Source organism: Clostridium sp. (genome assembly GCF_050717515.1).
Taxonomy (GTDB): domain Bacteria; phylum Bacillota; class Clostridia; order Clostridiales; family Clostridiaceae; genus Clostridium_AD.
The window spans coordinates 432,533-449,592 of sequence record NZ_JBOITL010000025.1 but is presented as its reverse complement, the minus strand read 5'-3'; the positions used below and the strand labels follow the sequence as shown (position 1 = coordinate 449,592).

General features: G+C 29.3%; 16 protein-coding genes. 5 read left to right on the top strand and 11 right to left on the bottom strand.

Annotation, left to right across the window (positions count from 1 at the left end; genetic code table 11):
* Positions 1-38: 38 nt before the first annotated feature.
* From ACREV6_RS11640 to ACREV6_RS11605, 8 genes are all read right to left on the bottom strand, one after another.
* The gene (locus ACREV6_RS11640; RefSeq protein ID WP_431578264.1) at positions 39-758 is read right to left on the bottom strand and encodes a response regulator; all 720 of its coding nucleotides are present in this window, start codon (positions 756-758) and stop codon (positions 39-41) included.
* A gap of 122 nt (positions 759-880) precedes the next feature.
* Positions 881-2,167 carry an ATP-binding protein gene (locus ACREV6_RS11635; RefSeq protein ID WP_431578176.1) on the bottom strand — a complete coding sequence of 429 codons (1,287 nt, stop codon included), beginning with the start codon at positions 2,165-2,167 and terminating at the stop codon, positions 881-883.
* 209 nt (positions 2,168-2,376) lie between these two features.
* Positions 2,377-3,159 (bottom strand): MerR family transcriptional regulator, encoded by a 783-nt coding sequence (locus ACREV6_RS11630; RefSeq protein WP_431578175.1) that lies wholly within the window; start codon positions 3,157-3,159, stop codon positions 2,377-2,379.
* Between the two features lie 168 nt (positions 3,160-3,327).
* A complete protein-coding gene (locus tag ACREV6_RS11625; RefSeq protein ID WP_431578174.1) occupies positions 3,328-5,235 on the bottom strand; it encodes an ABC transporter permease in 1,908 nt (635 codons plus the stop codon).
* Positions 5,222-5,980, bottom strand: a complete 759-nt coding sequence (locus ACREV6_RS11620) for an ABC transporter ATP-binding protein (protein ID WP_431578173.1) — start codon at positions 5,978-5,980, stop codon at positions 5,222-5,224. Before ACREV6_RS11620 ends, ACREV6_RS11625 begins: the two co-directional genes overlap by 14 nt.
* Positions 5,981-6,100: 120 nt before the next feature.
* The gene (locus tag ACREV6_RS11615; RefSeq protein ID WP_431578172.1) at positions 6,101-7,075 is read right to left on the bottom strand and encodes a sensor histidine kinase; all 975 of its coding nucleotides are present in this window, start codon (positions 7,073-7,075) and stop codon (positions 6,101-6,103) included.
* Position 7,076: 1 nt separating this feature from the next.
* Positions 7,077-7,763 carry a response regulator transcription factor gene (locus ACREV6_RS11610; protein ID WP_431578171.1) on the bottom strand — a complete coding sequence of 229 codons (687 nt, stop codon included), beginning with the start codon at positions 7,761-7,763 and terminating at the stop codon, positions 7,077-7,079.
* A 275-nt stretch (positions 7,764-8,038) separates the two neighbouring features.
* Positions 8,039-9,544, bottom strand: a complete 1,506-nt coding sequence (locus tag ACREV6_RS11605) for a DUF1846 domain-containing protein (RefSeq protein WP_431578170.1) — start codon at positions 9,542-9,544, stop codon at positions 8,039-8,041.
* Positions 9,545-9,937: 393 nt separating this feature from the next.
* Here ACREV6_RS11605 and queD point away from each other — a divergent pair, with 393 nt between their 5' ends.
* From queD to queC, 4 genes are read left to right on the top strand one after another with little or no spacing between them, the layout of a single operon-like run.
* Complete coding sequence (queD, locus tag ACREV6_RS11600; protein WP_431578169.1) at positions 9,938-10,369, top strand: 6-carboxytetrahydropterin synthase QueD; 432 nt, start codon at positions 9,938-9,940, stop codon at positions 10,367-10,369.
* Positions 10,370-11,035, top strand: coding sequence for a putative 7-carboxy-7-deazaguanine synthase QueE (gene queE, locus ACREV6_RS11595; protein ID WP_431578168.1), 666 nt, complete (start codon positions 10,370-10,372; stop codon positions 11,033-11,035).
* 4 nt (positions 11,036-11,039) lie between these two features.
* A complete protein-coding gene (gene folE, locus ACREV6_RS11590) occupies positions 11,040-11,630 on the top strand; it encodes a GTP cyclohydrolase I (protein WP_431578167.1) in 591 nt (196 codons plus the stop codon).
* A 17-nt stretch (positions 11,631-11,647) separates the two neighbouring features.
* Positions 11,648-12,304 (top strand): 7-cyano-7-deazaguanine synthase QueC, encoded by a 657-nt coding sequence (gene queC / locus ACREV6_RS11585; protein ID WP_431578166.1) that lies wholly within the window; start codon positions 11,648-11,650, stop codon positions 12,302-12,304.
* Positions 12,305-12,375: 71 nt separating this feature from the next.
* On the opposite strand, the gene ACREV6_RS11580 is transcribed toward queC, so the two are convergent.
* Positions 12,376-13,431, bottom strand: coding sequence for an aldo/keto reductase (locus ACREV6_RS11580; RefSeq protein ID WP_431578165.1), 1,056 nt, complete (start codon positions 13,429-13,431; stop codon positions 12,376-12,378).
* A 51-nt stretch (positions 13,432-13,482) separates the two neighbouring features.
* Positions 13,483-13,806, bottom strand: a complete 324-nt coding sequence (locus tag ACREV6_RS11575; RefSeq protein WP_431578164.1) for a thioredoxin family protein — start codon at positions 13,804-13,806, stop codon at positions 13,483-13,485.
* Positions 13,807-14,040: 234 nt separating this feature from the next.
* Here ACREV6_RS11575 and ACREV6_RS11570 point away from each other — a divergent pair, with 234 nt between their 5' ends.
* Positions 14,041-16,176, top strand: coding sequence for a M1 family metallopeptidase (locus ACREV6_RS11570; protein WP_431578163.1), 2,136 nt, complete (start codon positions 14,041-14,043; stop codon positions 16,174-16,176).
* Positions 16,177-16,309: 133 nt separating this feature from the next.
* Here ACREV6_RS11570 and ACREV6_RS11565 read toward each other — a convergent pair whose 3' ends face one another.
* Entirely contained in the window at positions 16,310-17,020 is a 711-nt protein-coding gene (locus ACREV6_RS11565; RefSeq protein WP_431578162.1) for an HAD-IA family hydrolase, read from the bottom strand.
* Between the last annotated feature and the right edge of the window lie 40 nt (positions 17,021-17,060).

Sequence of the window (17,060 nt, the reverse complement as noted above, 5' to 3'; positions counted from 1 at the left end):
CATAAGACTTCAAAATGTAAATTGGAAAATTTTAATAATTATTTTTCACAGTAGGAAATAAGTCCATCAATAAATTTTTTTATGGTTACTTTACCTCTATCAGAGCTCTTTTTTCTAATATAGTCCATTTCTTTTTTTACTTGTTCAAAATTAAAAAGTCCGGTTGAGTATTCTACAAAAACATCGTTCATATAATCCTCTATTCCTAAACTCGCAATATTGCTCATACCTGTAGAAATTGTTCTTCTAATTCTTTGTTCCATGGATTTAGGATTATCAGTAAATTTAATACATAATTCTTTTAATGTATAGTTGTCCATATATTGATTATTTTTAATTAAAAATACAGTAATATGGATTAAGTCTTTACTGCCCACTTCACCTATTATTCCTATTCTAAGCATTATATTTTTTATTGTTTGTAATTCATCTTCTGATTTTAAACAATTACTATCTAAAATGATGCTGGTATCTTTATTAAAAAGTTTTTGAATTTTATTTAAAGTTCGGTTGGTTTCTAAATTTTCAGATACTTTTTTTATAATAGTTTCAATCTCAACTGCATTTATTGGTTTTTGTATATAAAATTCTATTCCATTTTTATAAGCTTTTTCAATCATATTTTTAGCTGATACCTGAGAAATCATTATAAATTGCATTTCAGGACGCGTAGGTTTTACCTTCTTAACTATGGATAATCCATCAACGCCAGGGATGAAAAGATCCACTAAAACTATATCTGGATTCAGACACTGAATCTCTTTTAAACCTTCTCAACCTTCAAGAGAATAACCTATAACTGTACCCAAATCTCTATCACATATTATCTTTTCTAAAATCTTGACAATATTAATATCATCTTCGATTATAAATATATTCATTATGAGTCCTCCAGTTCTGATTTATTAATAGTTATGTAAAAAGTAGTTCCAACATTTTCTGTAGAGTTTACTTTAATAGTACCTTTTAAATCTTCTTCAACAATATTTTTAACAATACTTAATCCAAGACCACGATTTATTTCACCTGTACTATAGTTGATTTTAGTTGAGAATCCTGGAGAAAATATGTACATTAAATCACATTCTTTTATTCCAGAGCCTGTATCACTTATTACAAAAACAAACTTTTCATCTGTTGACTTTTCTTCAAAGGAAATACGAATATTGTCAATTGTAGTGCTTAGTGCATCTAGCGAATTCATAATTAAATTTCTAAAAATAGACATAAGATAATAATGTTTAGTTGTATAAAAATTTTTATTTACCTTAAAAACTAAAGCTACATTAAGTTCTCTAAATTTCACTTCATTTTTCATGCTATCTTCTAATATATTAATAATATCTTTAAAATACATACCTTTGTCCTTAGTTTTATCTTCTGTTATTTCTTCAATACCTCTTACAACAAGTCCGTATTCTTTCTTTATTTCGTGAACATCTTTAGCTATATTTAAAGACCGCTGAGCCCAGGTGTCTGACTCTTCGTCTGTGGATATTTTTTCAAATAATTCATAAGCGTTACTCATAACTTTTTCTATGCCACTCATGTTTTTTTTCATCCAATACATTTCTGTTTTTAAATCAGAAGTTAATAGTAGAAGTTTTTTATACCTTTCTTCATGTTCCTCTTTTTGAAGAAGTAGCTTATAAAACTTTAGACTATTTAATATTATTAAACTTATAATAGAACGTATAACTGCAACATAAAATAATGTAGTAACTACATTTAATTTTAGCATAGTAAAATTCTCAAAGTTTCTTATTATTATTTCTACAAAATTTCCTAGGTAATCACTTAATATCAATGTTATTAATAATCTTTTTAAATCAATTGTGGTTATTATTTTATTGAAAATTTTAAAAAATATACTATAAAAAGCATAAAAAAATATTTCTGGAAAGTAAGCTAATAAAATTTCAATAAAACTACCATTTTCAATAAAATAGATACCTACTCTTAAAAGATAAACAGAAACAGCACACATAACACCTGTTTTTATAGTATCTAGTTCATCAAAAAAATATAAAAACACAGGAAATAATACTATTGCCACAGAAACTCTAAAATCAGATATAAGCAAATTCATATTTATTTGTGAAGTTATTGCAATAATTATAGATATTGCAATCATTCTTTTTAATTTGTTAGTCTTTATAATCCTCATATTTATTTATCCCCGTAACAAAATTTTAAATATAATAATGAAATCCTTTATATAATTTAAAGATTTACAGTTTAATAGTACCATTTTAATATAAATGTTACAATTTTATTTGTTATTTTGTTGTTTTTTGTAGTATTTATAAAATATACAATAATAGAATTTTCAAGGGGCCAGTTAATAATTCAAAAAAATTATTAACTGGCTCCTTCTTACTTGCCACTTGCCACCTGGGTGGCACCATCACAATAATACTTAATTGCCTCACTTAAGAACTTAGCTAAACCCTCTTTATGCTTATCAATATTAGCTGTAAAGCGTTCATCATTAACATATAAATCTCCAAGCCCCCTAAATATTTCTATAGTACAATTATAGAAATTACTTGTAATTTCCTGTCTTAGCTCAGCTACTGCATTTTGAACTTCTGGATCCGTTATTCCCTTATGCATATTAGCTACAATTTCACCGTAGATTTTTTCATTTGTTATATTGATTTTAGCCCAATCTGCTTTTGTGTACTTTGAGGTTTTTTTAGCGCTTTCCTTGTAGGCCTCAGTGTTACCATATTTTTGCTTTGCCTCCTCTGCATATTTTTCTTTAGCTATTTCTATTTCAGTAATATCAAAGCCTTCAAACATTTCCTTATTATTCATATTTGTTCCTCCCTCTATGGAATCTATAGTTTTATCAACAGATTTTATTATCTTACTTAGTCTCTTCTTTTTTTCTATCAGTAGTTCTCTGTGGGCCCTTAGTGCATGTTTCCTATCAAAGTCTGGATTATCTAAAATTTCTTTTATTTCTTCCAAATTGAAATCCAGTTCCTTAAAAAACAGTACTTGCTGTAATCTTTCAAGGTCAACATCAGTGTAAAGTCTGTATCCCGCCGCTGTTACAGAATCCGGCTTTAGTATACCAATTTGATCATAATGATGAAGAGTACGTATGCTTACTCCAACCATATCAGCTACTTCTTTTATTTTATAAGGCATAAAATCAGCTCCTTTGTTTTTAGTTAATAATTACCTTCTAAGCTGCTCATGGTATTTGATGATACATTCACTAAAATATCTTTAAACTAGAAATGTATTTACTATTATCCTCCTATAAATTTATAATAAACTATAACGCTAGGTTAGAGTCAAGATGAATTTCTAATATTACATAACTTCTTTGAATACAGCCTTTTTATATTTTGAATTTACCATAATATAACCAATAATCTGAATCACTAGAAATGCTGCAGAACATGCCAGTGCAACTGTAAAATATGATTGACCTGAGTTGTTACTTATAGATCCTATGCCTATAAAGAGCAAAATTATTGCTACTGAAAATGGAACAAACATTAATATAAAATTCTGTATAGATATAATCTTCGAAAGTTCTTTTTCGGAAAGTCCAAGCTTTACTATTCCTTTAAACTTAACACATTCTTTTTCAAGTTCTGTAATAAGTCTGAAATAAATCATACTTGAAGCTGCAATAACAAAAATTAGACTTATAGAAAAGCCTATATAAAGCATAAGGTTTTTAGAATTTTTTTCAGTTTCTAAAAGTTCATTTGCACTAAAAAAGCCAAACTTATATTCTTCCTCCATTATTATCTTTGAGTTCAATTCCTTTGTAATGTTTCCTTCTTCTTTCCAGCTATTTGTATTATATGCGTAAATTTTCACAATACTATAAGTTTCTTTTTCATCTAATTTATTTAACATTTCATCATTCAATACGCTAATTGTGTTAAAAAAGCCTGTTGGTGTTATATTCCGGTCACTTATACCTGCTACAATAGGCGTAACCCCTACTTTTTCTAAAGATATTTTTATCTGACCGCCTATATTATTATTGGGCATAATTTTTGGTGAACCACTCACTATATAAACCTCATTCTTTTTAAGTGAAATTGATTTACCGTAAGTACCCTTTAAAGCTAAATTATACTCACTCTCAGATATTATGCCATTTCTACCATCTCCAGCCTTAGCCCTTACTTTGTATTTATATTCTTTATAACCGTTTTTTTCTTTTAAAGTTTCTTCAATCAGTTTTACATGCTCCTTTTCATGATTATTCTTGCTTTGTGATATATAAGTATAGTTAAGTGGGTAATTAGCCTTTGTATTTTTTTCTACATCTATATTTTGAGCATAAAGCATAACAATTGTATAAAATGCTACTGTAAATAAAATTGTAATAAGATACATCATTTTTACATTTTCACGAAGTTTTGATTTAATATCAGCTATTATAATCATATTAGTTCTTCTATGATACATTTTCCCTTTTTTCATACTTCCTATTATTAAAATTGATATTTGTACATATAAAAGATATATTGCAACCATGATAGCTCCAAACATCAATGCAGTACCCATACCAGTGTTAACAAAGGTCTTCAATGAATCAATTTTATTATAAAATATAAAAATAAATATAAAGGATAAAATTATTAATACTCCAATTATCATTAATAAAAGTGAGAATGACATCTCCTTTTCATCTGTTTTATCTGATTTCAACATTTTTATAACCTTTTCTTTGCCAATGAAAATTGGGAAAATAAGTGATATTATTAAAAATAATATAAAGAACATAACAAAAGTCAAAAGTATGGCTTTAATTGGAACATACATTGCAAAGCCTTCAACAACCATTATTTTTTTTGCAAGCATTAAAAAAAGTGGTGAAAACACAAGTCCAAATATAATTGCTGTTATTATTGCTGCAACACCTATAATCATATTTTCTTTAAATATCATTTTGTTAAGTTGCTTCTTAGATGCACCCATTATTGTAAAAAGTCCTAAAGTTTTTTTTCGAGATTTCATAAAAGCTCTTACAGAGTAAGAAATAAACATAAATGAAAAAAGGTATACAAGAATAGCTCCAGCCATCATTGCCATTGAAAGGACAGAGCCATTAGCAATAATACTTAAATCAGGGTGAAACATTGAAACTGCAAAAGTAAAGAATATAAAAGCCGAAAACATACTGCTTAAAAAGTATGCAAAATATGTCCACTTATCCCTTACCACATTATTTAAAGCAAGTTTATTTAAGGTCATTTGTTCCACCCCCTAGGAAACTTAGCATATCAATAATTTTTCCGTAAAATTCACTTTTATTATCACCACAATGAATTTCGTTACATAATTGCCCATCTTTAATGAAAATTACTCTACTACAAAAGCTGGCTACATAAGCATCATGGGTAACCATTAAAATTGTGGTATGAAAACTTTTATTTATTGATGTAAAAAGATCCATTACGTCTTTTACAGCTTTTGAATCTAGGTTACCTGTAGGTTCATCTGCTAAAAGTAGAGATGGTTCATGAATTATTGCTCTAGCAATTGCCACTCTCTGAGCTTGACCACCAGAAATCTCAAAGGTCCGTTTTTTTAGTAGTGCTTCAATACCCAGTAGTTCTGTAGCACTTTTTAATCGTTTTTTCATATCTTTTTCTGAAATACTGTCAAGGGTAAGAGGCAAAATTATATTTTCCTCCACAGTTAATGTATTTACCAAATTAAAATCCTGGAAAACAAAACCAAGTTCCTGCCTTCTAAATTTCGCAAGATTATCGTTATTTAATTCATGTGGCGATTTACCATTCACAATTATTTGTCCACCAGTAGGGCTATCAATTGTAGATACACAATTAAGTAGAGTAGTCTTTCCACTACCTGAAGGTCCCATTATAGCAACAAATTCCCCCTTTTCTAAATCAAAACTCACACCATTTAAAGCTGTATAGTTTACTTTCCCACAATATATTTTTTCAAGCTCTTTTACCTCTAATATACTCATAATAAATCCTCCCTCATTTGTTTCTCTTATTACATTAATAATACTTCAATGGTATAATTTCAACAATTCATTAACATTTCACTTTCATTACATTTTCGTAATAAAAAAAGCCCCCAAATATCAAGGCTTAAAATGCATATAAAATGTTGTTTGTTCTCCTGGCTGTGATTTCACATAAATTTTATGTCCCAGCAAATCCATTATTTTTTTTACAATATATAATCCTACTCCAGTTGATTCTCCAAAAATACGACCATTGTCACCAGTAAAAAATAAATTAAAAACTCTATTAATATCGCTTTTTTTTATACCCACACCTTCATTGGTAATTTCAAGAATAATCATATCCTTTTCCGCATATGAGTTTAAATTGACTACTTTATTTTTATCGCTGTATTTTATAGCATTATTTATTATTTGATAAATGGCATATTTTAACCATTTTTTATCCGTGTTTATAATTAACTCCCTAGGTATTGATACTTTTGGGAATACAGATTGAATAATAAAGAATTCTTTTAGCTCATTTACTACCTCTAAAACAGTTCCTTTAAGATTTATATTTTCGATTTTCATGTCTTTTGCAAAATCCTCCATTCTAAGAAAAGTAAGTATTTGTAAAAGATCATAATCAAGTCTTTGAGTTTGGAATATCACCTTTTGAAAATCTGTATTATCAGCATTATTCTCAGCAATTAGATTTATAACAGAAATAGGCGTCTTCATTTGATGTACCCATTGATTTAGCATTATTTTATACTCTTTTTGAGCATTTTCCAAACTGTTTATTTCACTGTTGTAAAGTTTCATATATTCCTGCATATTTTTTGAAAAAGCTTTTTCTAGTTCTGAATGAGCATTTTGAGTTAACATATCTTCAATATGTTCTGGTTTTTCTGAAAGCATTTTATAAAATTGTTTATTTGAAATATACCTATATATTAAAAAACAAAAAAGTAAAAATAAACTTAAAAATATAAAATAACCCATGTTTTGCTCAAAACCATCTAGTTCCTTATAAAGAAATACTAAAGCTATAAAGCTAACCATATAAAGTATTACGAATCCCATAATATCTTTTAAAAATAATTTCATATCACACCTCAATTAGACGATAGCCTAGTCCACGTACTGCTTCAATTTCTACTTTTGCATGGATTTCCTCGAATTTTTTTCGAAGTCTGGCAACATTGACATTTAGTGTGTTCTCCTCAACAAAGCTTTCATCATCCCAAAGCTTGGCAAGTAATTTTTCACGACTTAAAACCTTTGGAGAATTTTCTATCAAAACCGCTGCAAGGGTTCCTTCCTTCTTTGTAAGCATTACTTTTTTAGCATCATTCTCAAGAATAAGACTTTCAAAATAAAATATTAAACTTCCCTTTATCAGTGTTCGCTCTTGTTGCTCCTTTGCATAATCTCCATATACCCTTCTTAAATTGGCATTTATTTTTGCTAGAACAATGTCAAATGAAAATGGCTTTGTAATATAATCATCAGCACCATTTTCCATAGCATATACCTGATCTATATCACCATGTCTTGCTGAAATAAATATTATTGGGCATTTTGATATTTGTCTTAATTTTCTGCACCAGTAAAATCCATCGTATTTAGGTAAATTAACATCCATTAATACAAGATGAGGATCAAATTTTATAAATTCCTCAGTAACATTATCAAAATCAGTGCATACTAAACATTCAATTCCATATTTTTCTATATGTTCTGCCAACAATTCAGAAATTGAAATATCGTCTTCAACTAATAGTACTTTATACATATAATCTATCCCCTTTCATCACAAGTCAATATTAATCATCTTATTATCAATAATAAGCCTACCTATCCTTTTATAGTAATTTTTTTTATTATTTTATACTACTATCTACAGAGTAATTTCAAGCAATTAATAAAATAATAGGGACAGTTAATACTTTGTTAAAGCTATTAACTGTCCCCATCCTTATTTATTTATTCTGTTTATAATCTATAACTTAAATAACACCTTTTACCTCGATTGCAACTCTCAACATGCCACTTGCCACGTGGGTGGCATTATATATAGTAAAGACTTTCCGTTGCGTATTCCGCATCAGATGTTATATCTATACCAAGTTTTCTAAAAGTCTGCTCATCATTTGTACTTATAATTGTAGTTGAGTGCGCTTGACACCCTTTTAACATTGCTAACTTATCCATAGCTACTTTTGCTATTGGATTTGTAGCAGCACATATGCTAAGTGCAATTAATATATTTTCACAATCTAAAGCTGGTTTTTTACTGCCTAAGATTTTTGATTTTAAATTTATAATTGGCTCAAGTATAACTGGAGAAATAAGATGAATTTCGTCATCTATATTCGCAAAATATTTAACAGCATTTAAAATTATAGCAGCTGTTGCATCCATTATATCTGAACTTTTACTAGTTAATATTGTTCCATCATTAAGCTCTATTGCAAGTGCTGGGCAATTTTCATTTTTGCTCGAACATTGCTTTAAAGCAGCTGAGCGTTCCCTCGCAGGCATAACAACTTTTCTATCTTGCTGTTTTAAATTAAGTTCTTCCATAAGAAGCTTAACTCTATCAAAAGTTTCTTTATCTATATAACCTTTTTTATATTCGCAGCCTGTTTTGAAATACCTTCTTATTATCTCTTGTTTAGATGCTTCTTTAATAACCTCATCGTCAATAATTCCAAAGCCTACTCTATTAACTCCCATATCTGTTGGAGATTTATAAACAGCTTCTTCTCCAGTTATCCTTTCTATAATTCGCCTAAGTACAGGAAAAGTTTCTATATCCCGATTATAGTTTACAGATATCTTATTATAAGCATCAAAGTGGAATGAGTCTAGCATATTTACGTCATTAAGATCTGCTGTTGCAGCTTCATATGCTATGTTTACTGGATGCTTTAGTGGAACATTCCATACTGGGAAGGTTTCAAATTTTGAATATCCAGCAGCTCTACCTTGCTTATGTTCATGATAAAGCTGACTAAGGCAAGTAGCGAGCTTTCCACTTCCTGGTCCTGGTGCTGTTACAACTACAATAGATTTTGTAGTTTCAATAAATGGATTTTTACCATATCCCTCATCACTTACAATTGCATCTACATCCGTAGGATATCCTTTAGTTGCTCTATGTTTATATACCTTTATGCCTCTACGTTCAAGCTTATTTATAAAAATCTTAGTTGCTGGCTGCTCGTCATATCTAGTGATTACAACGCTATTTACATCAAGATCATAAGCGCGCAGATCATCAATTAATCTTAAAACATCCACATCATAAGTGATACCATAGTCCCCTCTTATTTTGTTTCTTTCGATATCTCCTGCAAATACACAAATGATGACCTCAACTTTTTCTTTTAACTTATGTAGTAGTTTAATTTTTGCATTTTCATCAAATCCTGGTAAAACTCTTTTTGCATGAAGATCATTAAAAAGTTTCCCACCAAATTCTAGATATAACTTATCATAATCATTAACTCTTTCTAATATATACTTTGATTGTTCTTCTAAATATTTTTTCTGATCAAATCCTATTTTCATTTTTATTCCTCACTTACAACATTATTTTTTAGATATTTTACAACTAATATTTTACAACCAATATTTTTCCATAAATAATATAAATAAATATGCTTTTACAACTTTATATTATTACACATTTTTAGTTTAAAGTAAACTGAAATTGTAATTGAAATTTGACATACCTCCTAACTTATAGTAATATTAAAAATGATAAAACTTAATAAGACAGTTCTAAACCATCCTGTCTATAAATAAAACTAGGACGTAACTACCGTTTTAGGTAGCTTTTTTTTGTATAAGGGTGGATTATGCCCTTTTTTATTTATAAAAAAATCGTAAAATACAAAAATTATGAGGATTTCAGGTGAAATAATAATTAAATTAACATAAATTCTAGGAGGAGTGTCCTATATGTATATTTTAAAGGCAGATCATAGCTTTGACAGTGCACATTTTCTTTCTGGTTACGTCGGAAAATGTTCGAATATTCACGGACATAGATGGAAGGTTGAAGTTGAAGTACAATCAGAAACCTTGCTAAAAGGCGGTCAACTTGATGGTATGGTAATAGATTTTGGAGATTTAAAAAAAGATGTTAAGGCTATGGTAGATGATTATGACCACGCCTTAATCGTGCAAGAAGGCACCATGCGTAGCGAAACCTTAAATTGTATAAAGCAAGATGGCTTTAATGTAATTGAGGTTAATTTTAGACCAACAGCAGAAAACTTTTCAGGATTTTTCTTTAAACTAATGAAGAATATGGGCTATAATGTAAAAAGAACTACGGTTTATGAAACACCTACTAATAGTGCAACATATGAAGAAAGCGAGGCACGTTAAATGAAATTTAAAGTAGTTGAAAAGTTCACAAGCGTCAACGGTGAAGGCCCTCTTTCAGGGCAGCTTGTAGTATTTATAAGATTTGCAGGCTGTAATTTAAATTGTAGTTACTGCGATACCACTTGGGCTAATTCTCCCGATGCTTGTTATGACTTCATGACAGCAACCGATATATATAAATATATTAAATCTACTGACATTAGAAATGTAACCTTAACTGGTGGCGAACCATTACTTCAAGAAGGAATTATAGAACTATTGGAAATGCTTTCTAAAGATAAATTACTTCATGTTGAAATTGAAACTAATGGCAGTGCTGCTTTAAATGAGTTTGACATTATAGAAAATCCACCAAGCTTTAATATGGATTATAAATTGCCTTCTAGCAATATGGAAGATAAAATGAATTTAAATAACTTTGCGTATTTAAGTTATAAAGATACAGTTAAATTTGTGTGTGGTAGCATGTCGGATTTACAAAAGTCCAAATTCATAATAGATAAATACGATCTTTCTAATAAAACCAATGTATATATTAGTCCAGTATTTGGACAAATTGACCTAGATATGATTGTAGACTTTATGAAGGATAATAAAATGAATGGAGTTAATCTTCAAATCCAACTTCATAAAATCATCTGGGATCCAAATAAGAGAGGTGTATAAAATTATGGCAATTGATACAAAAGCAATAGAAGAACATATAAGAGGGATTTTAATAGCTTTAGGTGATGACCCATGTCGCGAAGGGCTTAAAGACACCCCTGCACGTGTAGCTAAAATGTATGAAGAAGTATTCGCTGGCATGTGCTACAGCAATGATGAAATTGCTGAAATGTTTAATACAACCTTTGTTGATGATTTAATAATTGAAGAGGGCTCTCGCGATATGGTTATAATGAAGGATATCGAAATCTTTAGCCATTGCGAACATCATTTAGCACTTATGTATAATATGAAGGTTTCAGTTGCATATGTTCCTACTAAAAAAATTATAGGGCTAAGCAAAATTGCAAGAATAGCTGATATGGTAGGTCGAAGATTGCAGCTTCAAGAAAGAATAGGAACAGACATAGCTGAAATTATGCAGATAGTAACTAACTCCCCCGATGTGGCTATTGTTATAGAGGGTGAACATGCCTGCATGACAACTCGTGGAATAAAAAAGACTGGCACTAAAACAATGTCAACTACTTTTAGAGGAAGATTTAATACGGATGTGATTTTAAATAATAAATTGATGATGCTTTATAATAAATAAGGGATGGTGCATTAATTATGAATAGTGAAAAAGCAGTAGTAGTATTCAGTGGTGGACAAGATAGCACAACTTGCTTGTTTTGGGCTTTAAAGAAATATAAAGAGGTTATAGCTGTGTCTTTTGATTATAGTCAAAAACATATATTAGAACTAGATTGTGCAAAGGATATATGTAAAAAACATGGTGTAGAATATCATTCTTTAGATCTAAACCTTTTAAATCAGCTAGCACCAAATTCCTTAACAAGAAAAGATATGATCGTGGACACCGACGCTCCCAGTGATGGTGTCCCTAATTCCTTTGTAGATGGAAGAAACTTATTATTCTTAACCTTTGTAGCAGTATTTGCAAAGCAAAGAGGGATCAATAATATTATAACCGGTGTATCTCAAAGTGATTTTAGTGGATACCCAGATTGTAGAGATGTGTTTATAAAATCCTTGAATGTTACCTTAAACTTAGCTATGGGCTATGATTTTGTAATTGAAACCCCATTAATGTGGATTAACAAAGCAGAAACTTGGAAAATGGCTTATGATTTAGGTGTGCTCCCTGTAGTTAAAGAGGATACTTTAACTTGTTATAATGGAATAAAAGGTAATGGTTGTGGGGACTGCCCTTCCTGTAAATTAAGAAAGAAAGGGTATTTGGAATTCAAAGAAAAATATCTTTAAAAAATAGTGTTGACAAATTTAAATCTAGTTAAAGTAACTACCAATCACTTTAACTAGATTTTTTTACTACATTATATTTCTGATACTATCTCTTCAATAGCTGCTATATTTTCTTCTAAATGCTCCCTTCTCTTTGTTCCAACCATAGCTGCATATACACCTTCAGTATCTATTACATACTTTAATAATTCCTTTGAAGATAAATAACTTTTATTAAATTCTTCACCTTGATTTAGTGGAGAGCTTATTGTTACGTTTATACCTAATTCGTTAGCAGCCTGAATAGGTGTATAGTATTTACCTTTCACATTTTGATTTTTCTTTGTGCTTGCTAAATTATTTTTCTTATTATATGGTAATTGTATAAATTTAAAGTGATGTTTTTCTCCTGCTACTGCTTTAACCATATCCATTACAGTTTTAATAGAAATATAATATTTAGAATGCATATCAGCTAAGAATGCATCCCATGTAGCCATCCCATAAGACTTTATGCTTCCTATTTCAACCTGCTCTTCATAGAATTCAATTAGCTTTTCAAGCTTTTTATAAAACAAATCTTTTCCTAGAACATACATAGAAATTTCCGGATTATGTATATAATGAATATCAATTGTTTCAATACCCAGATTTTTTTTACTTTGTTCTATAGAAAACTCATAAAATTCAGGAGCTAAAGTATGCCTATGATTTTCAACAATATTTACATCATTTCTTTCAAGAATTCCATTGACAATTAAAATTTTATCTAAATAATCTAAAGGTGTTATTCCTAAATCAATGTCCCCAAATATTTGTCCACCTTTTGTTGAAATAATAATTTCTTCACGTTTTAAAGCATTTTTTTCATTAATTAATATGTTTAATACTTTTCCTATATCTTTTTCTGATCTCATTCCTCTATAGTTTACTGCAGTATCAATAAAGTTTATCTCTTTTTCTAAACCATAAGTTAAGCAATCCATATATAACTCTGAATGTTCATCAGAAAAATTCCCTAGGTGTGTTCCTATTGCTATAGGTAAACTATAAAACCATTCTGTGTTTCTTATTAAAAAGCTATCAACATTTCTATTTGTAAAATAATTCTTTGTGCCTTCTAAAGTGGCAAACCCTTTTATATTCATTAGTAATTCCCCCCTTTTTCCATAGTTTTTTCATTTATCTTAAACATAGCCTTAAAACAAAATATCATAATATCTCTTTATAGTTTTTTCTAACATTTCAACGCTAATAAATCTTGCATCCCGAATAATTTCTTTACCCTCAATATAAACCAAAATTGCAGGCAAAGTAAATATTGAGTACTGTCCTGCCGCCTTAGTAAATTTATCAACCATAACCTTACTTATTTTAAGCTTTGGAAATTGAATAATCATTTCTTCAATTTTAGGAAGCAGTGCGCCACATACACTGCAGCCTTCTGATGCAAAGTAAATCATTGCTATTGTATTATTTTTTATGAACTCGTCCATTTCATCCAAAGTATTTAATTGTATCATTTTCTCATCTCCTTAATTGTGAACTATAAAACCACTAGAAATTAAATAGAAGTCTATATGCAAAAATTTATTTTTTACATACCCCCTACCCCTATACTTAATTTAAATTATATTCTCTCTTATATAATATGTCAATACGCATCTATAATTATAATATATATACACTTAAGTAATTATTTGTTATAATAATCATTATAATCAAAATTAAATCCATTACGGGGAGGGACAATTACAATGTTTAGAAAAAAATTTTATAAACAATTCTTAAGTGGCGTACTTGCACTTACTATGATTTTATCATTTAAATCATCTTCTGTTCTTGCAACATCACCAAAAGCTCCTAAAGTAGCAAATCCTGTTGTAACAGCTAGTGAAGGTACTTTAACGCAATACGATATTAATACTAAGTTTGATGAAGCAAGTAAAACTTTTACCTCTACAGAAACAGTTAACTTTACTAATACTTATGATGAAAGTCTTAATTCCTTAGCATTTCACTTATATGCAGATTCTTATGGGAGTGTAACCACAATTCCTGCTTTAGGTATGAAAAAAGAAAAGCTTGAAAAAGATGAGATAGGCGATATTACTATAACTAAGGTTACTATTGACAATAAAGAAATGAAATTTACTCAAGATAAGCAAATTTTAAAGATTAAGCCTACAGCTGATATAAAGCCAAATCAAAACATAAAAATTCAAATAAATTTCACATTAAAACTGCCTATGAGCCAAAACAGATTAGGCTATTACAATAATGTTTACTCAGTTTCAAATTGGTATCCTATAATATCAATTTATGATACTAAAACAGATAAATGGGATGAAAATCCATTCCATACTACTGGAGAATCAAACTATAGTGATGTAGCAAATTATAATGTTTCTATAAATGTTCCAGACAATATGATATTAGCATCTACTGGTACAACTAAACCTAGCAAAAAAGATGAAAAGCCCACTAAAACTTATGATATTACTGCTGAAAATGTTCGCGACTTTGTTTTTATTATGAGTCCTAATTTTAAAATTATAACAAAAAAATGTGATGATATAACAGTAAATAGCTTCTATCTTGAAGATGGTGCTAAAGAGACTTCGAAAAGAGCCGAGGAATTACTAGATTTAAGTATAGATTCTTTAAAGTTTTTCGGCGATAATTTTGGTAAATATCCATATAAAGAATTTGACACAGTTGAAACTTATGTACAGGGATTCGCTATGGAATACCCTCAATTAATTCAAATGGGCAAATATTTGCCTAACAATAATGGTCAAACTAGCTTTATAGAAGAAGCAACTGTACATGAAGTAGGGCATCAATGGTGGTATGTAACAGTAGGTAATAATGAATTTAAAGATTCATTTTTAGATGAATCTCTCACTGCTTTTTCAACTGCTTACTATTTCGAAAAAAAGCAGGGTAAATACTCACCAGCTGGTGTAGCTGTTTCATTAAGAAGCCCAATGGAGTTTTTTAAAGGATGCTCAACCCCAATCAATGTACCTGTTGACCAAGTAAAAGAAAGAGAATTTGGAAAACTAGTTTATAAAATGGGTGCTTTAGTATTTGAAAACCTTAGACAAAAAGTAGGAGAAGAAAAATTCTTAAAAATAATAAAAACTTACTATGCAAAAAATTCACTTAAAAACGCTACTTTAGATGGACTTTTGAGTGTAATAGAGGAAATTGGCGGAAAAGAAGCAAAAGACCAAGTCTTTTCAGATATTAATTCCAAAGATTTTTATCCTAAACATCTTGCATTATCTACCTTAGAATTAGATGAACTACAAAAAGAAGATGATAGGTTAACAAGAAATCAAAATAAACACGCACTTATGTATTTCAAAAAAGAAAATAAGAATACATTTGCTTCATTTATTATTCAAGCGCTAGATAATCCTGATGTTTATTTAGTAAAACCTTCAAATTGTAAAATGTCTGAAGATACTAAAAAAACCTTTGATGACACAATAAACATATTAAAAGAGACTTTCAAAAATAATTTTAGACTTAACCTTATTGTTAAAGAGGACAAGGATTTAACAGAGCAAGAACTTAAAGAAAACAGCTTAATATTTATAGGAGATATTACCCAAAATGCATCTTTAAAATCAGTTACAGATAAACTCCCTATTGATTTTTCAAAAGATGAAATCAAATTTAATGATACTACTATAAAAAACAAAGATATTTCAGGTATGCTAGTTGCAGATACTTCTAAAAGCAAGAATAATATTGCCCTTGTTATCTTAGGACTAGATAAGATTAACAACTTTAATATGATATATGGCGATGAGTTCTATAACAAGCAATTTGTTCTATATTTTGGAGATAAAGTGTTAAAAGGAGACTATGATACTAAATAAAATTCAAACTAAGGAGTGAATTTTATTTACCAGTATTTATAATAAACCCATAAATAAAATAAAAGATCGTAGATGACTTAACTTAATTTACCTACGATCTTTTATTTTTTTCTTTGAAAAAAGCTCTAAAATTCTATTTGGTGAATAACACTTCAAGCTCACTTAAATCATCAACACATATAATATCTGTACTTTCTTTTAATTCCCCGCCCCTTAATATCACAATTCCCTGCATACCTAGCTTTATAGCAGCTTCAACATTCACAATATTATCATCAATAAATATTGCTCCTTCTGGTTTTATATTTAACTCCGAAAGAGCCGTATTAAACATTAGCTCATGTGGTTTCAATACCCCAAGCGTTGACGACATAACAAAGGTAGAAAAGTATTCTCTTAGCCCAGCATTTTTAAAAACCCGCTCTAGTGAAGGCCAAGTATCAGAAACTACACCTAGCTTATAATTCTGGCTTAACCTTGGTATAACTTGAAATACATCTTTATAAAATTCAAATTTCTCATCATTATAAACTGTATCTTTGGCTATTTCTAAAATATACTCCAAACTTATTCCAAGGTCTGGTAGTTCCTTTGCAAGAATAGTATAAAATTCAATAAAATGTTCTAATTCTTCTATTTCAGTTAAAATTAGTGGATGCTTGTGAAAATACTCATCGCCTTTATGAAATGCATTATCTACAAGATCTATATTTAATGTTTCAAATTTATCCTTATCAACATATTTGAAAAAATTTGGTGGCATAAACCAATGCCCCGTTCGTGGTCTATTAAGTACACGCCCTGAATCAAATAATATTGCTTTTATACATTTAGTATCTATCATATTTATCACCCCCTGGTGCCACCCACGTGGCAAGTGGCAT

Coding starts and splice junctions, on each gene's coding strand:
- ACREV6_RS11635 (WP_431578176.1), bottom strand. CDS start 2,167: ATGAGGATTATAAAGACTAACAAATTAAAAAGAATGATTGCAATATCT.
- ACREV6_RS11630 (WP_431578175.1), bottom strand. CDS start 3,159: ATGCCTTATAAAATAAAAGAAGTAGCTGATATGGTTGGAGTAAGCATA.
- ACREV6_RS11625 (WP_431578174.1), bottom strand. CDS start 5,235: ATGACCTTAAATAAACTTGCTTTAAATAATGTGGTAAGGGATAAGTGG.
- ACREV6_RS11620 (WP_431578173.1), bottom strand. CDS start 5,980: ATGAGTATATTAGAGGTAAAAGAGCTTGAAAAAATATATTGTGGGAAA.
- ACREV6_RS11615 (WP_431578172.1), bottom strand. CDS start 7,075: ATGAAATTATTTTTAAAAGATATTATGGGATTCGTAATACTTTATATG.
- ACREV6_RS11610 (WP_431578171.1), bottom strand. CDS start 7,763: ATGTATAAAGTACTATTAGTTGAAGACGATATTTCAATTTCTGAATTG.
- ACREV6_RS11605 (WP_431578170.1), bottom strand. CDS start 9,544: ATGAAAATAGGATTTGATCAGAAAAAATATTTAGAAGAACAATCAAAG.
- queD (WP_431578169.1), top strand. CDS start 9,938: ATGTATATTTTAAAGGCAGATCATAGCTTTGACAGTGCACATTTTCTT.
- queE (WP_431578168.1), top strand. CDS start 10,370: ATGAAATTTAAAGTAGTTGAAAAGTTCACAAGCGTCAACGGTGAAGGC.
- folE (WP_431578167.1), top strand. CDS start 11,040: ATGGCAATTGATACAAAAGCAATAGAAGAACATATAAGAGGGATTTTA.
- queC (WP_431578166.1), top strand. CDS start 11,648: ATGAATAGTGAAAAAGCAGTAGTAGTATTCAGTGGTGGACAAGATAGC.
- ACREV6_RS11580 (WP_431578165.1), bottom strand. CDS start 13,431: ATGAATATAAAAGGGTTTGCCACTTTAGAAGGCACAAAGAATTATTTT.
- ACREV6_RS11575 (WP_431578164.1), bottom strand. CDS start 13,806: ATGATACAATTAAATACTTTGGATGAAATGGACGAGTTCATAAAAAAT.
- ACREV6_RS11570 (WP_431578163.1), top strand. CDS start 14,041: ATGTTTAGAAAAAAATTTTATAAACAATTCTTAAGTGGCGTACTTGCA.
- ACREV6_RS11565 (WP_431578162.1), bottom strand. CDS start 17,020: ATGATAGATACTAAATGTATAAAAGCAATATTATTTGATTCAGGGCGT.